This is a genomic window from Streptomyces sp. NPDC090083 (genome assembly GCF_044747445.1).
Lineage (GTDB): Bacteria > Actinomycetota > Actinomycetes > Streptomycetales > Streptomycetaceae > Streptomyces.
Window position 1 is genome coordinate 1 of record NZ_JBIVED010000002.1, and the last position, 20,461, is coordinate 20,461.

20 protein-coding genes and 1 rRNA gene are annotated in these 20,461 nt (G+C 69.6%); 8 read left to right on the forward strand and 13 right to left on the reverse strand.

Annotated elements, in window-relative coordinates; translation table 11 throughout:
- Positions 1–91: ribosomal RNA gene (gene rrf / locus ACIPTO_RS05725) — 5S ribosomal RNA — on the forward strand; the annotation flags it as partial.
- A 71-nt stretch (positions 92–162) separates the two neighbouring features.
- On the forward strand, positions 163–708 hold the full coding sequence (locus ACIPTO_RS05730; RefSeq protein WP_401189726.1) for a GNAT family N-acetyltransferase: 546 nt from the start codon (positions 163–165) through the stop codon (positions 706–708).
- A gap of 25 nt (positions 709–733) precedes the next feature.
- On the opposite strand, the gene ACIPTO_RS05735 is transcribed toward ACIPTO_RS05730, so the two are convergent.
- The 9 genes from ACIPTO_RS05735 to ACIPTO_RS05775 form a co-directional block, all read right to left on the reverse strand.
- Positions 734–2,218: a type IV secretory system conjugative DNA transfer family protein gene (locus ACIPTO_RS05735; protein ID WP_366323699.1), complete on the reverse strand. Its 1,485-nt coding sequence runs from the start codon at positions 2,216–2,218 to the stop codon at positions 734–736.
- A 16-nt stretch (positions 2,219–2,234) separates the two neighbouring features.
- Positions 2,235–3,668, reverse strand: coding sequence for an ATP-binding protein (locus tag ACIPTO_RS05740; RefSeq protein ID WP_366323701.1), 1,434 nt, complete (start codon positions 3,666–3,668; stop codon positions 2,235–2,237).
- Positions 3,669–3,675: 7 nt separating this feature from the next.
- A complete protein-coding gene (locus ACIPTO_RS05745; protein ID WP_366323703.1) occupies positions 3,676–5,235 on the reverse strand; it encodes an SCO6880 family protein in 1,560 nt (519 codons plus the stop codon).
- A complete protein-coding gene (locus tag ACIPTO_RS05750; RefSeq protein ID WP_366323705.1) occupies positions 5,232–6,557 on the reverse strand; it encodes a hypothetical protein in 1,326 nt (441 codons plus the stop codon). The genes ACIPTO_RS05745 and ACIPTO_RS05750 overlap by 4 nt, the downstream gene beginning before the upstream one ends.
- The gene (locus ACIPTO_RS05755) at positions 6,547–7,386 is read right to left on the reverse strand and encodes a hypothetical protein (RefSeq protein WP_401189729.1); all 840 of its coding nucleotides are present in this window, start codon (positions 7,384–7,386) and stop codon (positions 6,547–6,549) included. The genes ACIPTO_RS05750 and ACIPTO_RS05755 overlap by 11 nt, the downstream gene beginning before the upstream one ends.
- Before the next feature lie 168 nt (positions 7,387–7,554).
- Positions 7,555–7,863 carry a hypothetical protein gene (locus tag ACIPTO_RS05760; RefSeq protein WP_014673544.1) on the reverse strand — a complete coding sequence of 103 codons (309 nt, stop codon included), beginning with the start codon at positions 7,861–7,863 and terminating at the stop codon, positions 7,555–7,557.
- Positions 7,864–8,233: 370 nt separating this feature from the next.
- On the reverse strand, positions 8,234–9,550 hold the full coding sequence (locus ACIPTO_RS05765; protein WP_366323709.1) for a S53 family peptidase: 1,317 nt from the start codon (positions 9,548–9,550) through the stop codon (positions 8,234–8,236).
- Positions 9,551–9,941: 391 nt separating this feature from the next.
- A complete protein-coding gene (locus tag ACIPTO_RS05770) occupies positions 9,942–11,303 on the reverse strand; it encodes a peptidase S8 (protein WP_401189731.1) in 1,362 nt (453 codons plus the stop codon).
- Between the two features lie 369 nt (positions 11,304–11,672).
- Positions 11,673–12,287, reverse strand: a complete 615-nt coding sequence (locus tag ACIPTO_RS05775; protein WP_401189732.1) for a TetR/AcrR family transcriptional regulator — start codon at positions 12,285–12,287, stop codon at positions 11,673–11,675.
- Between the two features lie 90 nt (positions 12,288–12,377).
- Between ACIPTO_RS05775 and ACIPTO_RS05780 the strand changes: the two genes are divergently transcribed.
- Entirely contained in the window at positions 12,378–13,322 is a 945-nt protein-coding gene (locus ACIPTO_RS05780; RefSeq protein WP_401189734.1) for an oxidoreductase, read from the forward strand.
- Here ACIPTO_RS05780 and ACIPTO_RS05785 read toward each other — a convergent pair.
- The gene (locus tag ACIPTO_RS05785) at positions 13,319–13,702 is read right to left on the reverse strand and encodes a VOC family protein (RefSeq protein ID WP_401189735.1); all 384 of its coding nucleotides are present in this window, start codon (positions 13,700–13,702) and stop codon (positions 13,319–13,321) included. The two genes, ACIPTO_RS05780 and ACIPTO_RS05785, sit on opposite strands and share 4 nt — an antisense overlap.
- Positions 13,703–13,978: 276 nt before the next feature.
- On the opposite strand from ACIPTO_RS05785, the gene ACIPTO_RS05790 reads away from it, so the two are divergent.
- The 3 genes from ACIPTO_RS05790 (at position 13,979) to ACIPTO_RS05800 (ending at position 16,842) form a co-directional block, all read left to right on the forward strand.
- The gene (locus ACIPTO_RS05790) at positions 13,979–14,767 is read left to right on the forward strand and encodes a trypsin-like peptidase domain-containing protein (protein ID WP_366323717.1); all 789 of its coding nucleotides are present in this window, start codon (positions 13,979–13,981) and stop codon (positions 14,765–14,767) included.
- Between the two features lie 268 nt (positions 14,768–15,035).
- The gene (locus ACIPTO_RS05795; RefSeq protein WP_401190807.1) at positions 15,036–15,980 is read left to right on the forward strand and encodes an NlpC/P60 family protein; all 945 of its coding nucleotides are present in this window, start codon (positions 15,036–15,038) and stop codon (positions 15,978–15,980) included.
- A 166-nt stretch (positions 15,981–16,146) separates the two neighbouring features.
- Complete coding sequence (locus tag ACIPTO_RS05800) at positions 16,147–16,842, forward strand: phosphatase PAP2 family protein (protein WP_401189737.1); 696 nt, start codon at positions 16,147–16,149, stop codon at positions 16,840–16,842.
- Between the two features lie 45 nt (positions 16,843–16,887).
- On the opposite strand, the gene ACIPTO_RS05805 is transcribed toward ACIPTO_RS05800, so the two are convergent.
- Positions 16,888–18,459 (reverse strand): FAD-binding oxidoreductase, encoded by a 1,572-nt coding sequence (locus tag ACIPTO_RS05805; protein ID WP_401189739.1) that lies wholly within the window; start codon positions 18,457–18,459, stop codon positions 16,888–16,890.
- A gap of 65 nt (positions 18,460–18,524) precedes the next feature.
- Positions 18,525–18,704 (reverse strand): hypothetical protein, encoded by a 180-nt coding sequence (locus ACIPTO_RS05810; protein ID WP_366323725.1) that lies wholly within the window; start codon positions 18,702–18,704, stop codon positions 18,525–18,527.
- Between the two features lie 149 nt (positions 18,705–18,853).
- Between ACIPTO_RS05810 and ACIPTO_RS05815 the strand changes: the two genes are divergently transcribed.
- Both ACIPTO_RS05815 and ACIPTO_RS05820 read left to right on the forward strand, forming a co-directional pair.
- Complete coding sequence (locus ACIPTO_RS05815) at positions 18,854–19,729, forward strand: hypothetical protein (RefSeq protein WP_401189740.1); 876 nt, start codon at positions 18,854–18,856, stop codon at positions 19,727–19,729.
- Positions 19,730–19,836: 107 nt separating this feature from the next.
- Positions 19,837–20,019 (forward strand): hypothetical protein, encoded by a 183-nt coding sequence (locus ACIPTO_RS05820; RefSeq protein ID WP_366323729.1) that lies wholly within the window; start codon positions 19,837–19,839, stop codon positions 20,017–20,019.
- A gap of 54 nt (positions 20,020–20,073) precedes the next feature.
- Here ACIPTO_RS05820 and ACIPTO_RS05825 read toward each other — a convergent pair whose 3' ends face one another.
- A complete protein-coding gene (locus ACIPTO_RS05825; protein WP_366324062.1) occupies positions 20,074–20,439 on the reverse strand; it encodes a metal-sensitive transcriptional regulator in 366 nt (121 codons plus the stop codon).
- Positions 20,440–20,461 lie beyond the last annotated feature (22 nt).

The window sequence follows — 20,461 nt, forward strand, 5'->3', positions numbered from 1 at the left end:
GCCCGGTTACATTCCGAACCCGGAAGCTAAGCCTTACAGCGCCGATGGTACTGCAGGGGGGACCCTGTGGGAGAGTAGGACGCCGCCGAACAAATTGTGTGAGAACCCCTGTACCGTTTATTCGGTACAGGGGTTTTCTGCGTTTCGGCTACCGTGGCTGGCATGAACTACAAGATCCGGTCGATACGCGCCGACGAGTGGGCCTCGGCGAGGGAGCTGCGGCTCGTCGCTCTGCAGGACCCCGTCGCGCACCTGGCCTTCCTGGAGACCTACGACGCCGCGCTGGCCCGGCCGGACTCCTTCTACCAGGAGCGGGCCGTAGGGGCCGCTGAAGGCGCTGACGGGGCTCAGCAGGTCATTGCCGAGGGGCCGGACGGCGAGTGGGTCGGGACGGTGACCGTGCTGCTTGAGGAAGCCGGGACCGTCGACTGGGCCGGCTTCACGGTCGAGCAGAAGCAGGGGCATCTCGTCGGGGTGTTCGTGCGGCCCGAGGTGCGGGGCATCGGTCTCACCGAGGTGCTCTTCGACGCCGCCCTCGATTGGGCCTGGGGGCGCGGGGTCGAGCGGGTGCGGCTCATCGTGCACGAGGACAACGAGCGGGCCCGGCGGTTCTACGGCAAGGTCGGCTTCGTGGCCACGGGCGTCACCGTGCCGATGGCCGGCAGGCCGGACGAGCGGGAGCTGGAGATGGTGGTCGAGCGGCCGTAGGCGCGCGGTGCCGTACGTGCTGTGGCTACACCGGTAGTTCGTGGTGGGGCCAGCGGGCTCTGGCCTGTTCTCTGGAGCGGAGGAGGGCCAGGGTCGGCAGGCCTCGGTCGGCTCCGGTGGCCAGGAGGTCCGGGAGCTGGGGGAGTGGGGCGACCGCCGCGATGTCGTCCAGGACAAGCGTCATTGGTGGGTCGAGGCGACCGGCCGATGACCGTTCGGCCATGTGCCGGCCGCGCTCGACCACGCTTGATGCGAGGGCGGTGAGGAGAGGCATCGCGCCCGGGCTGGTCCGGGGGTCCTCGATGGATTCACCGACCAGATAAAGCGTGCCCCCTTCGTTCGCAAAGGAATCCAAGGAGAGCGCGTCAGTTCTGTTGGGTGTGCATGCCTCGCGGATGTTGACCGTGGAGAGGGCGGACAGGGCGCGGCTCGTCAACTCCTGCGCGATGTCCCGGCGTTCGGGGTGTGACGTGAGGGCCGCTTCGAGTTCTCCCGCGGCGCCGGGGGCTGCCTTCGGGTTCGTGCGGAGGGTTCGTACCGCGTCCTGGACCTGGGTGCCCTGGGACCAGCGGTGGACGTGGCGGATGGTGCGGCCGTCGATGGCGGCGGCGTGCAGGTAGCTGCGGAGGAGTGTCTCGGCGGTGTCCGCCACCGCCTGGTCGATCCTGGCGGTGGGCCTGACCGGGGCGAGGAGGGCGGCGGCCCGGTGCACCGCGGTCTGCTTGTCCTCGCAGCCGGCTGTGGGGGACCAGTGGAGGCGGGCCGGGGTGTCGCAGAGGTGGGTGGGGTCGTAGAGGAGGACCGGACCCAGTTTGGCTCTGGCGTCCTTGGTGTCCTGCCAGATCGTCTTGTTCGACGTGACCACCAGGGCGGGGCCTGCTGCGTCCTGTACGGCCTGGGTGGCTGTGGACCGGCGGCTTTCCGCCGTCGCCAGGAAGATTCGTTCCCACCGGGCCATCGGTTCACCGTTGGCCAGAGACGTTGTCGAGGCGACGACGGGTGCGGGTGCCGCCTGTTCCAGGACGGCCGTGGGCTGCAACTGCGGTTGAGGTTCCGGGTGTTGAGGTGCCACTTCCTGCGGCTCCGGGCGCTGTATCGGTACCTCGTGGGGTTCCGGTGGCGGCGGGGCGGCCAGGGTCTTCGCCCGCGTTCTCGCGCGTACCGCTCGCCAGCGTGCCAGCGTGCCCATCACGAAGACCGTCAGGACGACCAGGATCATCAGCTGGCCGATGAACAGGCCCCAGAAGAGGCCGTAGCCGGAGAACTCGGCGGGTGGGGACTGGGGCCAGGCGCCGGTGATGTCGTGGGGCTGGGCGATGAGGTGGCGCATGGCCATGGGGGTGCGGGTGAAGGTGACGCCGGTCGGCCAGGTGCCCTTGGAGAACAGGGCGGCCAGGCCGGTCGCGGACCACACCAGCAGTGTCATGCCGATGAGGAACGCGAGCAGGCCCACCAACAGGCCGTCGGGGATGCCCCCTTGGCGCTCGCGTCCACCGTCGTCCGGTCTCATGTCATGCCACCGCCGTTCACGCCACCGTGGACTCGGAGGAGCCGTCGAGATCGTTCAGGTGCTGTTCCATGAAGGCGGCCGCGCGTTCCTCCGCCTCCAACTCGGCGGCGCGCAGGGCGTCGTCGGTCAGTTCCTGGTCGTGGTCGCGGGAGGACTGGGTCATCGCGCGGTCGGTGAAGACCAGGGGGCGTTCCGTCTCGGTGATCAGGTGTTTGACCACCTGGACATTGCCGTTGACGTCCCAGACCGCGATGCCGGGGGTGAGGGTGGGGATGATCTCCACCGCCCAGCGTGGCAGCCCCAACACCCTTCCTGTGGCGCGTGCTTCGTCGGCTTTCTGGGCGTAGATCGTTCGGGTCGACGCCATTTTGAGGATCGCCGCCGCTTCCTTCGCGGCTGCCCCGTCGACGACGTCCGAGAGGTGGTGGACCACCGCCACGAACGACAGGCCCAGTCGGCGGCCGAACTTCAGCAGGCGCTGGAAGAGCTGGGCCACGAAGGGGCTGTTGATGATGTGCCAGGCCTCCTCGACCAGGAAGATGCGCTTCTTCCGGTCGGGGCGGATCCAGGTGTGTTCCAGCCAGACGCCGACGATCGCCATCAGGATGGGCATGGCGATGGAGTTGCGGTCGATGTGGGACAGGTCGAAGACGATCAGGGGGGCGTCGAGGTCGATGCCCACCGTGGTCGGGCCGTCGAACATGCCGCGGAGGTCGCCGTCGACCAAGCGGTCGATGACGAGCGCCACGTCCAGACCCCAGGCGCGTACGTCGTCTATGGCGACGTTCATCGCCTCGGCCGACTCCGGTTCCGGGTGCCGGAGTTGCTCGACGATGTCCATCAGGACGGGCTGGCGTTCGACGATCGTCTCGTTGACGTAGGCATGCGCCACCTTCAGCGCGAAGCCGGAGCGTTCGTCGAGGCCGTGGCCCATCGCCACCTCGATGATCGTGCGGAGCAGGGCGAGTTGGCCCGTGGTGGTGATCGCCGGGTCCAGGGGATTGAGGCGGATTCCCATGTCCAGGGCGGCCGTCGGGTCCAGGCGGATGGGGGTTATCCCCAACTCCTCCGCGATCAGGTTCCATTCGCCCACGCCGTCCTCGCCCTGCGCGTCCAGGACGACCACTTGGCGGTCGCGGAAGCGCAGCTGGCGCAGGACGTACGTCTTCTCCAGGGCCGACTTGCCGTTGCCGGACTCCCCGAGCACCAGCCAGTGCGGGGCGGGGAGTTGCTGGCCGTAGAGCTGGAAGGGGTCGTAGATGTAGCCCTTGCCGGAGTAGACCTCGCGGCCGATGATGACGCCCGAGTCGCCCAACCCGGGGGCGGCCGTGGGCAGATAGACCGCCTGGGCCTGGCCGGTCGAGGTGCGGACCGGGAGTCGGGTGGACTCGATCTTCCCGAAGAGGAAGGACGTGAAGGCGTCGGTGAGGACGGACAGCGGATCCCGCATCTGACCCCTACCTCCGGATGCCGGTGGCGAACGGCAGTGTGTTCACAAACGCGCGGTGGTGCTCGCGGTCGCACCACTCCAGCTTCAGATACGACTTGCCGGCGGACGCCCTTATCGTGCGCTTGTCGCGCGCGAGGGCCTCGGGGTTGCGGGAGGAGACGGTGATGTAGCCGACGAGGTTCACCCCGGCCGCGCCGCTCGCGAGGTCCTCGCCGCGCTGGTCCATCCGGCCGTGCGCGGCGACGTCGCGGGGGTCGACGGTGCGGTTCATCTTGGCGGCGCGGGAGGCGTCGGCCTCGTCGTTGGTCTTCTCGGTCAGCATGCGCTCGATGGCGACCTCGGTGGGTTCGAGGTCCATCGTGACGGCGACCGTGCGGATCACGTCCGGGGTGTGGACGAGGAGCGGGGCGAGGAAGTTGACGCCCACGGGAGTCATCGGCCACTCCTTCACCCAGGCCGTGGCGTGGCACCACGGGTCGCGGGTCGACGACTCGCGGGTCTTCGCCTGGAGGAACGTCGGTTCCATGGCGTCGAGTTCGGCCGGCCAGGCGTTGCGCTTCGTCATCGCCTGGAGATGGTCGATGGGGTGGTCCGGGTCGTACATGGAGTGGATCAGCGAGGCGAGCCGGCCCTGGCCGAGCGGCTGCCGTACGCGGATGTCCGCCTCCTGCAACCGCGAGCAGATGTCGGTGAGTTCACGTGCCATGACGACGGCGAGACCGGCGTCGCGGTCCAGCTTGCGGCCCGCGTGGGGGCGGGACGCGCGGGCCATCGCGTGGGCCTCGGCGGAGAGTTCGCGGGTGAAGTGCATGCAGGCGACGAGGTAGGCGCGGTGCTGCTCGCTGCTGGTGGACACCATCGACTGCAGCTGGTCGTACGACTGCTGGAGCCATGTCAGGGACTTCTCGTCGCCGCGCTGGGCGACGTCCTTGGCGTGTGCGTCCGGGTCGGCGGGCAGGGTGCGGGCGAGCATCTGGAGGCGGGTGACGAAGCCGTCGCCGTTGGCCACGTGCTTGAGGAGGGTGCCGAAGCGGTCGACGAGGGCCTCCTGGTCCTCGCTGTCGCGCAGGCCGACGCCCGGGCCCTCGATCTCGATCGCCGCGGTGACCGTACGGCGGTCCGCGTGCAGCAGTACGGCGATCTCGTCCGGGCCGAACGGGGCGGCCAGCCAGTTGATGCGGCCGATCCCGGGCGGCGGGCCGATCTCCACCTCGCGCCCGTCGAGGTGCACGCCGGCCTCCATGACGGAGGAACGGTAGGTCGTGCCCTGGCGCAGGGTGCGCTTGTAACTGCGGTTGATCTCGAACCACTTGTAGAACGTACGGCGCTTGTACGGCACGTAGACCGCCATCAGCGCCAGCATCGGGAAGCCGGTCAGCAGCACGATGCGCAGGGACAGGACCGGGACGAGGAGCCCGCACATCATGCCGAGGAACGCGCCCACGATGATGAGCGCGATCTCGCCGGTCTCACGATTCTTGCCGACGATCGCGTTCGGCCGGGCACGGCCGATGAGATAAGTCCGGCGAGGCGTGATCGGATGGGACAGATGGGACTCTGTCGTCAACGCCCTTCACCTCCCGTGCGGTTGTTGCGGGCGTTGCTTGCGTGCGGGGTGTTCGCCGGGCTCTGGCGGGGCGCGGGCGCGGCGGAGGGGACGGCTCCGCCGCCGCCGGAGGGGCGGCTGCTGTGCGCGGCCACGCCGCCGGAGACCGGGTTGGACGGGCGGGCGCCGGACGAGGACTGGCCGCCGCCTCCGCCGTCGTTGGTGCGGGCGCTGTGAGTCTTGATGCCCTGGGCGACCATGGTGGCCGGGGAGCTGATGACCGCGGCGGCCTTGCCCTCGGCGCCCTGCATGATGCGGTTGTTGCGGCCGCTGGCGATCTCGTCGCCGAAGCCGGGGACGAAGCGGTAGATCATCGCGCTGGCGAAGATGGCGAGCAGGATGATGGCGAGGCCGGAGACGACGGCGGAGAACGAGTCCGGGCCGTCGGCGGAGGAGAGCGCGCCGGCCAGGCCGAGCACGATCACGATCACCGGTTTCACCAGGATCACCGCGATCATGATGCCGGCCCAGCGGCGGACGTGGCCCCACAGGTTCTTGTCGACGAGGCCCGCGTAGACGACGGTGCCGAGGAGGGCGCCGACGTAGAGGAGGGCGGCGCGGATGACGAGCTCCAGCCAGAGGACGCCGGCGGCGAGGATCGACACCAGGGAGACCACGATCAGCATGATCGGGCCGCCGCCGATGTTGTTGCCCTTGGCGAGGGCGCCGGAGAAGGTGCCGAAGAACGTGTCGGTCTGGTCGCCGGTGGTCTTCGCGAGGACCTGGGTGATGCCGTCGGTGGCGGAGACGACGGTGTAGAGGATCAGGGGGGTGAACGCGGAGGCGATGACCGTGAGCCAGAGGAAGCCGACGGCTTCGGAGATCGCGGTGGTGAGGGGGACGCCGCGGACCGCGCGCTTCGCTACCGCGAGGAGCCACAGGAGGAGCGTGAGGATCGTGGACGCGGCGAAGACGACGGCGTACTGCTGAAGGAACCTGGGGTTCGTGAAGTCGACGTTCGCCGTCTCCTTGACGGCGTCGCTGAGCTTGTCGATGGTCCAGGAGGCGGCTTCGGCACAGCCCTTGCCGAGGGAGGAGAGGGGGTCGAGGGTGTCGGTGACCCCCGGATTGGTGGTGGTGCTCTTCTGGTTGCCGCGCTCGCAGTACTTCTTCGCTTCGCCGACGATGAGCTTGCAGTCGTCGGTGGTCTTGGACGCCGAGGGCGAGGGCGAGGGGCTGGGGCTGGGTGCGGCGACGGCATGGGTGGCCAGCAGTACGAGCGAGGTCTGTACGGCGGTCACAACTCCGGCGAGCCGGAGCACGCGTTGCGGGTTACCGGGCATACGTGAACCCTCCGTACTCGTCGATGGCCTTGCTGATCTCGTCCGAGGTGGCGGCCGTGTCGTCGCCGGGGACCGGGGCGGGGCCGTCCTTCTGGGAGTCCGCGACGATCTTCCAGTCGCCGTCGGACCACTGGAGGTCGTACGTCCAGGTCTTCCACGAGGTGGTGACGGGGTCGGTCGAGGCCTGCCCGGACATGCCGATCAGTCCCACGTACCAGACCGCGACCTTCGCGTCGTTGTCGCTGTACTGCTGGACGGTCGTCCCGACCGGGATCACGCGCGAGACGAAGGTGCTGCCGGTCGGTGCGTTGCCGTTGGCGTCGAGGCCCAGCTTGCCGAGGAAGTCGGCGGAGTAGGCCTGATCCATCGGACCCGTCAGTTTGGCCGCCGCGCTGGACGTGTAGAGCGAGTTCACGAGCGAGTGGCGGATGTCCTTCTGGAACATCCCGGTCGAGCCCAGGGACACGGAGTAGTTGGCCGCCGCCGACTGCGCTCCTTGCTGGGTGCGCGCGAATCCCGAGGGGATCCCCCCGGTCTTCGTCCGCACCGGCTGGGTCCCGCTCGCCGCCGTCGCGGCGCTGTCCGGTTTCGAGCCGTTCGACGTGGTGGTCTCGTTCGAGGACGAGGTGCCGTCGCCGCGGTTGGCGAACGCGATGGCGGCGATGAGGAGTACGACGACTCCGACGACCGTCACCAGGCTTCTGGACGAGGAGCGGCCGCTTCTGCGGGCGCCGCCGTAGATGTCGGTGCCGCTCTGGGGGAGGCGGGTGCGGGTCTGGCCGGTGCCGCCGTAACCGCCGGAGGTCTCGTGCTCGTCTCCGGGACTCATGCCGGGTACGCCCCTTCGCCGTCGTCCAGAAACATCTGGAAGTACGACGGTAGCCGTGCTGGTTCCCGCGCGGGCGCGGTGTGGTGACTCGACATCAGGGAAACGCAACCTCAGCCGGTGGGCACGACGGGCGGGTGGGGTGGGGCGGGGGGTTCCGGTCGGGACCGGCTACACGGCCATGCCGTACACGATCGTGAAGAGGGTGCCGAGGGAGCCGATGATGAAGACGCCGGTCAGACCGGCGATGATGAGGCCCTTGCCCTGCTCCGCGCTGAACGTGTCGCGGAGCGCCGTCGCGCCGATGCGCTGTTTGGCCGCACCCCATACGGCGATCCCGAGGCACAGCAGGATGGCGACCGCCATCACCACCTCGATCATCACCTTCGCCTCGTTGCCCAGGCTGCCGAAGGGCCCCCAGTCCGGAGCGATCCCGCCGATGATGGTGTTGATGTCGCCCTTGTCGGCCGCAAAGAGCATGTAAGTCACCGCCCCTGGTGGGTAGTTCCGCATCCCCTGCAGGTGCGCAGAGGTCAGGCATCATTGTCGCCGACAAAGACGCTGTCGGATGTCGACTTGGCGTCATTGATTGGCGGGTTTCGTACGAATACCCCGTACGGTCACTCTGTGTATCACGGTAGGTAACGCCGGGCAACGATTCCGCAGCGGAACCTGTCCGTGGTTTGGTCGTTAGCCCCTGATTACTCGATTTCGTTCGCCTTGATGTTCTCATGATGAACGGGCCGCGGCTGGATGCCGCGGCCCGTTCTCTCATGCCACGTGTGGCCCCCACGACCCACGGCGGCATGACATGTGACTGGTGATCAGTTCGTGTGGGGCGGGGAGTGCGTCAGCCGGTGAAGGCGGAGACGCCCTCCGGGGTGCCCCAGCCGGTCGGGCCGTCGTAGCCCGTGGTGGCGGTGCAGAAGTACGACGTGCTGCAGGTGCCGTTGTTGCCGCTGGTCACGTCGTTGAGGGCGGAGGTGCCGGCCTTGGCGTAGGGGAAGGACGCCGGGTAGGAGCTGGTGGACGGGGTGCCGGCCAGGGCGTAGACGCTCGCGATGATCGGGGCCGAGACGCTGGTGCCGCCGAAGGTGTACCAGCCGGCGGTGACGCCGTAGGAGTCGTAGACCGAGACGCCGGTGGCGGGGTCGGCGACGGCGGAGACGTCGGAGATCATGCGCTTGGTGCAACCGGTGTCGGTCTGCCAGGTGGGCTTGGCGTCGTAGGCGGAGCAGCCGGAGCCGGTGCCCTCGGTGCTGCTCGTCTTCCACACCGTCTCGGTCCAGCCGCGGGTGGTGGAGGAGGTGGAGAGCTTGGTGCCGCCGACCGACGTCACGTACTTCGACGCCGCCGGGTACTCGGCGCCGTAGCCCTCGTCGCCGGCGGAGACGGTGATGGCGACGCCCGCGTGGTTGAAGTACGAGGTGTCGTACGAGGTGTCCGAGGAGGACTCGGAGCCGCCGTAGGAGTTGGAGACGAACTTCGCGCCGAGGGTGACCGCGCGGTTCACCGCGGTGCCGAGGTTGGCCATCGTGGCCGAAGTGGCCTCGACCAGGAGGATGTTGCAGTTCGGGCAGACCGCGCTCGCCATGTCGAGGTCGAGGGAGATCTCCTCGGACCAGCCGGCGTCGCTGGTGGGCAGCGAGGTGGTGGAGCCGGTCTGACTGACCTTCTTGAAGCAGCCGTTGGCCGTCGTGCAGGCCGAGAGGCCGTAGTACGAGCGGTAGGTGGCGAGGTCGGACTCGGCGTTCGGGTCGTTGTACGCGTCGACGATCGCGATCGTCTCGCCGGCGCCGTTGGAGGCTGCGGCGGAGGTCAGGCCGTAGGCGGCCCGGATGTTGGTGGGGCTGTAGCCCGAGGGGGTCGAGGCGTCGGCGGCCTTCGGGGTGATGCCCGTCCGCTTGGCCTGCGCCTGCTGGTACGCGGTGAGTCCGCCGGTCACCCGGTAGGAGTTACAGGCGAGTTCGCCGGCCTTCTTGGGGGTCGCGCAAGGGGTCGCGGCGTAGGTCACCTTGGTGGAGGTGGTGGCGGCGCTCTGTGCGGCGTCGGCCTGTACGGCGGTGCCGAAGCCGGTGAAGACCAACGCGGCGGTGGCGATGGCGGTGGATCCGATGCGGCGCCATCTACCGTGCGTGTGGGGGGAGTTGGGCGTGGTGGTACGCAAGGTGCAGCCTCCTGAGTCGATGGAACAGGGGCAGTGCGGGTGCGTGTCGCCGGTACGGGTTCCCCGGCGGTGGGGGGCGGCCCGCGATGACGATCCCTTGTTGAGTACGCGACAACAAGAGGCTTCCGGAATCCTGACCCCCGTCTTACCGAACCGGGGCGGCGCCTTACTTTTCGATGGCCGTCCGATGGCCATCGAGTGGCGCCCACTTGACCCAACTCACAGTATTTCCATGGTGTTTCCACTGGTCACGCCGGTGCTTAGCACATGGCGAACGGGCCGCGGCTGGTTGCCGCGGCCCGTTGCCACTTGCTCCGCCGAGGGGACCCCACGTCCCCCTCTGTCCGGCGGCTTCCCCGTGACCCGACGGGGAGGTTCTGTGCCGAGTGCGTCAGCCGGTGAAGGCGGAGACGCCCTCCGGGGTGCCCCACCCGGTCGGGCCGTCGTAGCCCGACTTGGCGGTGCAGAAGTAACTCGTCGAGCAGGAGCCGTTGTTGCCGCTCGTCACGTCGTTCAGCGCGGAGGTGCCGGCCGCGGCGTACGGGTAGGAGGCCGGGTAGTCGCTGCTGCCCGGGGTGCCGGCCAGGGCGTAGACGCTCGCGATGATCGGGGACGAGGCGCTGGTGCCGCCGTAGGTGCCCCAGCCGGTGCCGTCGTCGCCGTAGGTGTCGTAGACCGAGACGCCGGTGGCCGGGTCGGCGACCGCGGAGACGTCGGAGATCATGCGCTTGGTGCAGCCGGTGTCGGTCTGCCAGGTGGGCTTGGCGTCGTAGGCGGAGCAGCCGGAGCCGGTGCCCTCGGTGCTCGACGTCTTCCACACGGACTCGGTCCAGCCGCGGGAGGTGGAGGACGCGGACAGCTTGGTGCCGCCGACCGAGGTGACGTACCGCGAACCGGCCGGGTACTCGGCGCCGTAGGCCTCGTCGCCCGCGCTCGCGGTGATGGCGACGCCCGGGTGCTTGTAGTACGAGGTGTCGTACGACGTGTCGGAGGAGGACTCGGAGCCGCCGTAGGAGTTCGAGACGAACTTGGCGCCCAGCTTCACGGCCTCGTTCACCGCGGTGCCGAGGTTGGCGTCGCTCGCCGACTTGGCCTCGACCAGGAGGATGCTGCAGTTCGGGCAGGCGGCGCTGACCATGTCGACGTCGAGGGACTCCTCACCGGCCCAGCCGCTGTCGGCGGTCGGCAGTGAACTCGTCGAACCGGTCTGACTGACCTTCTTGAAGCAGCCGTTGGCCGTCGTGCAGGCCGAGAGGCCGTAGTACGAGCGGTAGGTGGCGAGGTCGGACTCGGCGTTCGGGTCGTCGTAGGCGTCGACGATCGCGACGGTCTCGCCCGAGCCGCTGGAGGACGCGGCGTCGGCCAGGCCGTAGGCGGACTGGATGTCCGACGGGCCGTAGCCGGTGGGGTCGTCGGAGGCGGCCTTCGGGGAGATGGTCTTCGGCGTGACGCCCTTCAGGGCCGCCTGCTTCTCCATGAAGGCGGTGGTGCCGCCGGTGACGCGGAGGGCGTTGCACGCGGCGTAGCCCTTCTTCGGGGTGGCGGCGCAGCCGATCTTCGCGTACTGCACGTGGGCCTTGGCGACCTGTGCGGCGATCGTCTTGGCGGTCGCCTTGTGGGGCGTGGTGGCGGCGCTCGCGTGGGCCGCGGTGCCGAGTCCTGCTAGCAGGAGGGCGGCGGTCGCGGTGGCGGCGGTGCCGAGTCTGCGCCAGTTGCCGCGTATGTGGGGGGAGTTGGGGGGTGACGTACGCAACGTACAGCCTCCAGTGAGAGGTTGGCAGAGGCCTGCGGGTGGGGGGTCCACCGGTGAGGTTCTCGGTGGGGGCGGCGGCCCGCGACGACCATCTCTTGTTGAGTACGTGACAACAAGGTGGGTTCCGGAGTTCTGACTTCCGCGTTACTCAAGGGGGTTGGGGGATTGCTGATCACTGGCGGCGGGATGGGGCGGGGATGGCTCGGGCTTGACCCTCTCCACGGGAACTTCACAGCGGGACGCGCGTTGACAAGGGCCGAGCAGGGGGTGGGCGGCTCAGGTCGTCCGCGGGCCGCGGGCCGCGGGCCGCTGTGGGGCTGGTCGCGCAGTTCCCCGCGCCCCTGAGAGGCGCTCCCGCGGCTGGTGACGTCAGGGTTCGCGGGGCGTCAGGCCCGTCAGCAGGTGGTGGATCAGGGTGGGGACGTCGGCGATGGCCGCCTCCGGGGTGAGGGTGCCCTGGGCGGCGAAGGAGGCCGTGCCGTGGAGGGCGGCGCCGATGACCAGGGCGATGGTCCAGGGCGGGCCGGGGATCACCTCGCCGCGCTCCTGGGCGTCGACGACGATCTGGACGAACTGGGTGGTCGTGCCGTCCACCGCCGCCCTGAGCTGCTCGGAGATGTCCGCGTCGTGCTTGCGCGCGTACATGACCTCCAGCAGTTCGGCGTTGGTGACCGCGAAACGGACGTAGGTCGTGGCCAGTTCGGTGAGGCGCGCCTGCAGCGGCAGCTCGGGGTGGTCCGCGGCGGTCAGTTCCCTGGCCATGCGCTCGAAGCCGGTCAGGGCGAGCGCGTCGACCAGGGCCTGCTTGTCCTTGAAGTGGCGGCCGGGCGCCGCGTGACTGACGCCGGTGTCGCGGGCCAGCTCGCGCAGGGACAGGGCCGCGACCCCCTTCTCCAGCAGCGTGCGCTCCGCGCTCGCGAGCAGGGCGGAGCGCAGGTCTCCGTGGTGATAGGGGCGTACAGGGCGTACAGACATGCGAGCCATCGTATCGCGATGTTGGCAGCGACAGCATTGTTGGCGGTGTCTTCATTGTTGTCATTGACAGCATTGTTGGCGTTGCCTACATTGGGAGGCATGGACACCACGGGCAAGGCCATCAGCAGCAAGGACAAGGACGGGACCAAGGACACGTGGGACGCCGGGCGGATCCCCGACCTCTCCGGACGCACCGCCGTCGTCACCGGCGCCAACAGCGGGATCGGCTTCGCCGCCGCCGTCGAACTGGCCCGGGCGGGCGCGCACGTCGTGTTCGCCGTACGGGACCTGGAGCGCGGGCGGGCCGCGGCGGCGAAGATGAGCGGCAGCACGGAGGTGCGGCGGCTCGACCTCGCGGATCTGGCGTCCGTGCGGGAGTTCGCCGAGGGGTGGGACGGACCGATCGACCTGCTGATCAACAACGCGGGCGTGATGCTGCTCCCCGAGGGCCGCACACGCGACGGGTTCGAGACGCAGTTCGGCACGAACCACCTGGGCCACTTCGCGCTCACGAACCTGCTGCTGCCGTACGTCACCGACCGCGTGGTGACCGTCTCCTCCGGCGCGCACCGGATGGGCGACCGCCGCATCCACTTCGAGAACCTGAACCTGGACGGCATCTACGCCCCGCAGCGCGCCTACTCCCAGTCGAAGCTCGCCAACCTGCTCTTCACGCTCGAACTGCAGCACAGGCTCACGGAGTCGGGCTCCCGCGTCCGCTCCCTCGCGGCGCACCCCGGCTGGGCGGCGACCAACCTCCAGAGCCATACGGCGAACCCGGTCACCCGCTTCCTGATGACCATGGGCAACAAGGTCGTGGCCCAGGACGACAAGGGCGGCGCCCTCCCGACCCTCTTCGCGGCGACGGAGGACCTCCCGGGCGGAAGCTTCGCCGGCCCGAGCGGCCTGGGCGGGATGCGCGGCGAACCGACCCTGGTCGGGCGGAGCGCGGCGGCGAGCGACGTCGTGGCGGCACGGCGGCTGTGGGAGGCGTCGGAGGAGCTCACGGGAGCGGTGTTCCCGCTGGCGGTCGCCGCGCGCTAGCTCCAGTCGCGGGCCTGGGCGTCGAAGACCTCTGGGGCGCTGTGCACGGGCAGGACGCACAGCAGATGGCCGCCGGGGGCGCGCAGGATCCGGCACTCGAGCCAGCGGGCGATCTGCGTCGCGCCGAGGGTGAGCAGACGGGCTGTCTCCGCTTCCACGTCGTCGGTCTCGATGTCGATGTGGAAGCGCGGGTTGGGGTCGTCGATCGACTGAACGGCCGTGACCAGGCCGGGAATTGCCCCGTGGAGCGTCGTGAACTGCTCCTCGCCGGGGACGGGGCCGGCGGGGGCGCCGAGCGCGGCCGACCAGAAGGCGGCTGCTGCGGCGGCCTCCGGGCCGGGGGTGTCGATCAGGAGGGCGAAGACGCGGCTTCTGTGCATGGGGCTCGCTCCCGGGTGAGGTCGGAGGGGATTCGGGGGGAATCCGGAGAGTGTGTCCGAGGCGGTCTCGGAGGGGATGCGGGTCCGGGGGTTTTCTTCGTCGGGTGCCGGGGAGACGTGAGGGTGGCGCGCAGGAGAGGCGGGCGGGGCGGGTGGACAGTACGGTGGACTGACCGCCGGACCGAGCGTCGACCGTCGTACGAACGCGCTGTTCACAGCGAAATCTCAGTAAACGTCGACGTCCTTTCTCACCTTTGTGGGACAGAGTGGGGCCCGATGAAGCGCAGCTCACGCATCTCCCGTTCCGCTCGCCTCGCGGGCAACCGCAGGTACGCGCTGTTCGTCGCCGTGGTCACGCTGGCACTGACCTCGGCGTCCGTGGCGACCGCCGACGACGGTCCCGGGCCCTTCGGGGTGACCACCGTGACCGAGGTGAGCAAGCAGAGCGTCCGGATCGGCGCCCTGTTCGGGGCGGCCCATGCCACCAGTCTCGCCGGCGGCCACCACTGCACCGCGTCCGTCGTGCACAGCGCGGGGCACGACCTCATCGTCAGCGCGGCCCACTGCCTGGACGGTGACCCCGGTGACGTGTTCGTGCCCGGCTACCGGGACGGCAGGGCGCCGTACGGGGTGTGGAAGATCAAGCAGCGGTTCCTGCCGGACGGCTGGTCCAAGGGGCAGGCCGAGGACAGCGACATCGGCTTCGCCACGGTCGTGAAGGTCGGCGGCAAGAACATCGAGGACGTGGTCGGCGCCGACCGGTTCACGACCGGGATGGCGACCGGCGCCACGGCGGTCACCGTCACCGGGTACCCCTCGGCCACCGATCAGCCCATCAGCTGCACGAACAAGCCCACCCAGCACAGCGGCACCCAGCAGCGCATCGACTGCCCCGGCTTCACCGGCGGCACCAGCGGGAGCCCCTGGGTCAACGGGGACGAGCAGGTCGTGGGAGTCATCGGCGGGCACGAGCAGGGCGGGCTGACGCCCGACATCTCGTACAGCGTCGTGTTCGGGAAAGAGGCGGCCGAGCTGTACAAGGACGCGACGGCGGACCCGTCGTAGGACGGCTGACCCGTCTCGGAGCGGTTGATCCGTCTCGGGGGGGCGATGGTCCGGAGTCGTGCTGATCGTCCGTAATGGGGTGCTGTAAGGCACGGTATGGGGTGGGTGTGACGCGCTGAATACGCGTCAGATGTGGTGGAAGCACGGCGAAATGCCGCCACCCTCCCCGGAAATGGCCTTGAACAGGGCCGACATGGGGGAGGGTTGAGCCGTGCGAAAAGTATGGGTGGCCAGTGGGGTCGCGGCTGGGCTGGGGCTCAGCTTCGTGATGCTGCTCGTCGTCGGGGTCTACCTCGTCGCCGGGAACCTCGTGAACGGGGCCGGCGGCGGGAGCGTCGCGCTCGCCAAGGGCTCGGTGCCGACGGCGTATTCGGCGCTCGTGCAGAAGTGGGGCAACCTCTGCCCCGCCCTCAACCCCGCACTGCTCGCCGCCCAGCTCTACCAGGAGAGCGGGTTCAACCCGAACGCGAAGAGCCCCGCGAAGGCCGAGGGCATAGCGCAGTTCATCCCCGGCACCTGGGCCACGCACGGAATCGACGGCAACGGCGACGGCGTGCGCAACGTATGGGATCCGAATGACGCGATCCCGTCGGCCGCGAGCTACGACTGCGAGCTCGCCAAGTACGTCAAGGACGTGCCGGGGAACCAGACCGCGAACATGCTCGCCTCGTACAACGCGGGGGCGTACGCGGTCATCAAGTACGGGGGCGTGCCGCCGTACTCGGAGACCCAGAACTACGTGAAGACGATCACGACGCTGGCGCAGAGCTTCGCCGCGCCCGTCAGCCGGGTCGATCCCTCCGAGCAGGCCGCCACCGCGATCACCTACGCGCAGAGCAAGCTCGGCACGCCGTATCTGTGGGGCGGCAACGGTACGGCCGACCAGGGCGGACGGTTCGACTGCTCGGGGCTGACCAAGGCCGCGTTCGAGGCGGCCGGGATCACCCTGCCGCGCGTCGCGAACGACCAGTACAACGCGGGGCCGCATCCGCAGCGGGCCGAATTGCTGCCGGGCGATCTGGTGTTCTTCTCGGACGACCTCACCAATTCCCGGGCCATCCGGCATGTGGGGATTTATGTCGGTGGCGGGTACATGATCGACGCGCCCCGCACAGGTGCTGTGATCCGGTTCGACCCCATTGACACCCCCGATTACTTCGGCGCCACCCGGGTCACCGAAGATGGCGCGAAAGCACTCCCCACGACGGTGTGAACCGAGCGTGAACCCACCCCCTGAGCTGCGGCGATGAGTCTCTCTTCGATAACGTCTGAGTGATCATTCGGTGGATGGTGGAACGTAAGAAGAGGGACCGTGCGTTCCTGTTGAGTAATGCGCACGAGAGCTGCGCCCGGAACTACGACGAAGGAGCCGCAGCACCATGGCTGTACTCGCCGAATCCGGGTCGAACCCCGACGTCGATCTGCTCTACGACATCAATGGACTCGCGAAGGACGCGCCGCACTGGTTCGACCGCGTCGTCGGGTTCGTCGGTGAGTACGGACTGCTGCTCGCGATGGTGCTGCTGGGGATGTGGTGCTGGTGGTCCGTGCGCCGGCGGGGCGGCGAGGACTCGGCGGCGTCCGTCGCCGCGCTGGTGTGGGCGCCGCTGGCCGCCGCGCTCGCCGTCCTCGTCAACGTGCCCATACGCGGGTTCGTGGAGCGGCCGCGGCCCTTCCTCGACCACACCGGGCTCGACGTCCTCATCTCCGGGAAGACCGACTACTCGTTCGTGAGTGATCACGCCACGATCACCATGGCGATGGGGGTCGCCCTGTTCGTGGCGGATCGGCGGTTCGGGGTGGCGGGGATCGGGCTCGCCCTGCTCGAAGGGTTCTGCCGGGTCTACATGGGCGTGCACTATCCGACCGACGTGATCGGCGGGTTCGCGCTCGGCACGGCTGTCGCCCTGCTGCTGTCCCCGCTGGCCATGGCCCTGCTCACGCCGGTACTGAAGGCGGTCGAGGGGTCGGCTTGGGGCGGGTGGATCGTTTCCTCGGGCGGGGTGCGGGGGGTCGTGATTCCGGGGGCGCGGACGGAAGCGGCGGATGCGGAGGAGCGGGACCTCGCGGCTTGATCCGTTGGGCCGGGCCGACTGGCTCGGCCCCCCCATCAAGGCCCCCTACAACCCCTGCGGGTACGTGAAGAAGCGGGTCGGGTCGTACTGCTTCTTCAGCGTCGCCAGACGGGTCGCCGCGTCGCCGTAGTACGCCTTGCGCCAGTCGGTGAGGGTGGGGTCCGTGTAGTTCTGGTAGGCCGCGCCGGAGGCGTACGGCTTCATCGCGGTGTGGAACGACGTCAGCCAGGACTGGGCCGAGGTGCCGGCCGTGCCGGCGGGCCAGGAGACTATGTACTGGGCCAGCATCCGGGAGCGGCGGTGGACGAAGGCCGTCGCCGTGGGGGAGACGCGGTTGACCGCGCCGCCGAGGGCCGTCAGGGCGATGTCGCCGGAGTTGCCGCGGACCGCCTTCAGCTGGTTGAGCATCGTCTGGATGCCCGTGGCCGAGATCGAGCGGTCGAAGAAGTCGGAGCGGCCCACGTAGGTCTCCCGCCCCAGCGCGCCCTGCGGGGAGCGGCCCGGGGTCGAACCCGGCAGATGGCACTGGGCGTCCGTCGAGAAGGACGTGCAGCCCGCGTACGCCTCCATCGACTCCTCGTACGTGTGCCGCTTCAGCGAGACGCTCGACGCGTTGCCGCCGGCCAGGTGGGCCAGCTTGTCGACGGCGTTCTGGAGTTCGGTGTAGGAGCCGAGGGAGAAGCAGGCCACTGAGACCCTGGGTGTGCCGCCGGGGGTGTTCGTGAGGTGGCAGGACGACCAGATCTCGTCGGGCTGGCCGGGGCCCCACTCCTGCCAGGCCTTCACCACGGCCGCCGCCATCGACGACGGCCAGGTCAGATAGCCCGACACGGCCTGGGGCGCCGGGTGGGTCCTGAACTGCAGCTCGGTCACCACGCCGAAGTTGCCGTTGCCCGCGCCGCGCAGCGCCCAGAACAGGTCCTTGTTCTCCGTGGCGTTGGCGACCACCTGCTTGCCGTCCGCGGTGATCAGCGTGGCCTGCGTGAGGCTGTCGCAGGTCAGGCCGTACGCCCGGGAGACCACGCCGTGGCCGCCGCCCAGGGTGAGGCCGGAGACGCCGACCGTCGGGCAGGAGCCCGCGGGGATGGTGACGCCCTTCGCGGCGAGCGCCCGGTACACGTCGATGAGTTTCGAACCGGCGCCGACGACCGCGCTGGAGCCGCTCGCCCGGATCTTGTTCAGCTTCGACACGTCGAGGACGAGGCGGCCGTCGCCGGAGGAGTAGCCGGCGTAGGAGTGGCCGCCGTTGCGGATCGAGACGCGGATGCTGTGGGCGCGCGCGTAGGAGAGGACCGAGCGGATGTCGTCGGTGTTCGCGACGTACGCTACCGCGGCCGGCTTCAGGGAGTCGAAGCGGGTGTTGTACAGCTGGTGGGCCGTCTTCCAGGAGGCGTCACCGGGGCGGACGAGGGTGCCGTCCAGTTCGTGGGCCAGGGCGGACCAGTTGGCCGCGGCGGCCGAGGTGGTGGTGCGCAGGCCCGGTGTGCTCGCCGAGGCGGAGGCGTCGGCCGCCGTCGCGGACGAGTCACCGCCGCCGGTGTTCTTGCCGTTGCACGCGGTGGCGGCGGCCACCGCTATCGCGGCCACGCCGCCGCCTATGAACGAACGCCGTTGCATGTCGCCTCCTGTGGGGTTCCGTCAAGTGAGATACGGGCCGGACCCCACAAGTTCTCCTGCTCATGTCACAGGTTCGGAACAGGCAGATGCCCGGTGGCATCCGTCCTGGCCTGGCTTCTCGCGCGTCTCGCCGGTCCCCGCCAGCCGCAGACGCAGCGGGCGAAGCAGAAGGGGCCCTGCTCGACCGTCGTCGTGCGGTGTTCGGGATGTGCGGGGGGAGCCTGTCCGTCGTCCTGCTGCGCCACGTCGACCACGGTACCGAGGTTGTGCAAAGGATTCGTATGGCGGGCGTATCCCCTCGGCCCGGCACCGGGTCCGCGTGACGGGGTCATCCACCCGTCGTTAAGCGGAACGACGGGGTTCCCGTGACGACGTACCGGGGGTACGGCAGGCTATGGAGCGGCAGCAGGTGGGGGTCACCCCGGTCGAGCGGAGCCGGGACCGGGGGCGGGCGGGCGGGGCGGTCGTCGCCGCGGGGCTCATGGTCGGGGTCTGTGTCGGTGCCGTCGGGTGCAGCGGTGACGGAGTGGCGAGCGCGGACGCGCGCGGCGCCGGGGACCCGGTCGCGGTGGTGCGACGGGCGGCCGACTCCCTTACGGCGGCGGGGAGTTCACAGGCCCGTACGTCCATGGAGATGGCGACCGGCGGCACCCGCGTGACCATCCGCGGCGAGGGCGTCTACGACTTCCGGCGCCGGCTCGGCCGGCTGAAGGTGCAGCTGCCGCAGGACCCGGCGGGCGCCAGCGAACACCCGCCGATCACCGAACTCCTCGCGCCGGGCGCCCTGTTCATGAAGAACCGGGGTGCGGGGGTGCCCGCGGACAAATGGGTACGGGTCGACACCGGGACGCTGTCCGACGGGAACCTCGTGACAGGTGGGGCCACCGATCCGTACGCCGCCGCCGAGGTGCTGCGCGGGGCGACTGCGGCGACGTATCTCGGGAAGACGGAGGTGGCAGGGGCCTCGGTGCGTCACTATCGGGGGGTCGCCGATCTCGCCGCCGCGGCGCGCAGCGCGTCGGCGGGGAACCAGGCGGCTCTGAGGTCGGCGGCGAAAGGGTTCGCCACCGCGCGGGTACCCTTCGACGTCTACCTCGACGACCAGGGCCGCGTCCGCAAGCTCGGGCAGCGGTTCAGCTTCGTCAACGGGCAGCGCCACAGCACGGTGGCGGTCACCTCGACGACGTTGCTGTACGGCTTCGGGGCCGCCGTGGACGTACGACTTCCGGCGTCGGAAAACATCTATGCCGGGCAGATCGCCGAGAAGTGACCGGAACCGATCGGTGTGAGTCCGGGTGCGGACTAGCCCGTCCGTGCCATGCGCGTTGTGTAGACCGCTCCCTACTCTAGGAAGTCGGTGACGGCAGAGAAGAGGTGATGCACGTGGCTCCGGTCGGCGGTACGGCAGTTCAGGACCACGTGGCCCTCGCCGAGATCGAGCTGTGCGGAGACCTGATCATCGCGGCCTCGGCCGCCGAGGACCGGCTCAGCCTGGAGAGCATCGACGAGGTGCTGAAGGTCGCCGAGGAACGGGACACCTCCGGCGCGGCCGGACGCTGAAGGGGCCCGAGGGCCGGGAACCGGCGACCGCGGGTCGAGGAGCGGGGACCGGGATCAGGTGCGGAGCAGGCGGGCGATCGCCTTCGTCGCTTCCTCGACCTTCGCGTCGATCTCCTCGCCGCCCTTGACGGCCGCGTCGGCGACGCAGTGCCTCAGGTGTTCCTCCAGGAGCTGCAGGGCGAACGACTGCAGGGCCTTCGTGGAGGCGGACACCTGGGTGAGTATGTCGATGCAGTAGACGTCCTCGTCGACCATGCGCTGCAGACCGCGGATCTGGCCCTCGATCCGGCGCAGGCGCTTGAGGTGCTCGTCCTTCTGCTTGTGGTAACCGTGCGTCACCGGCTCGTGCGCCGGTTCGGTCGCCGGTCCCGTCGCCGGTCCGGAGGGCGCCGCCGCCGCGCCGGCCTCGGTGGTCGTCATCGCGTCCATCGCGTCCTCCAGA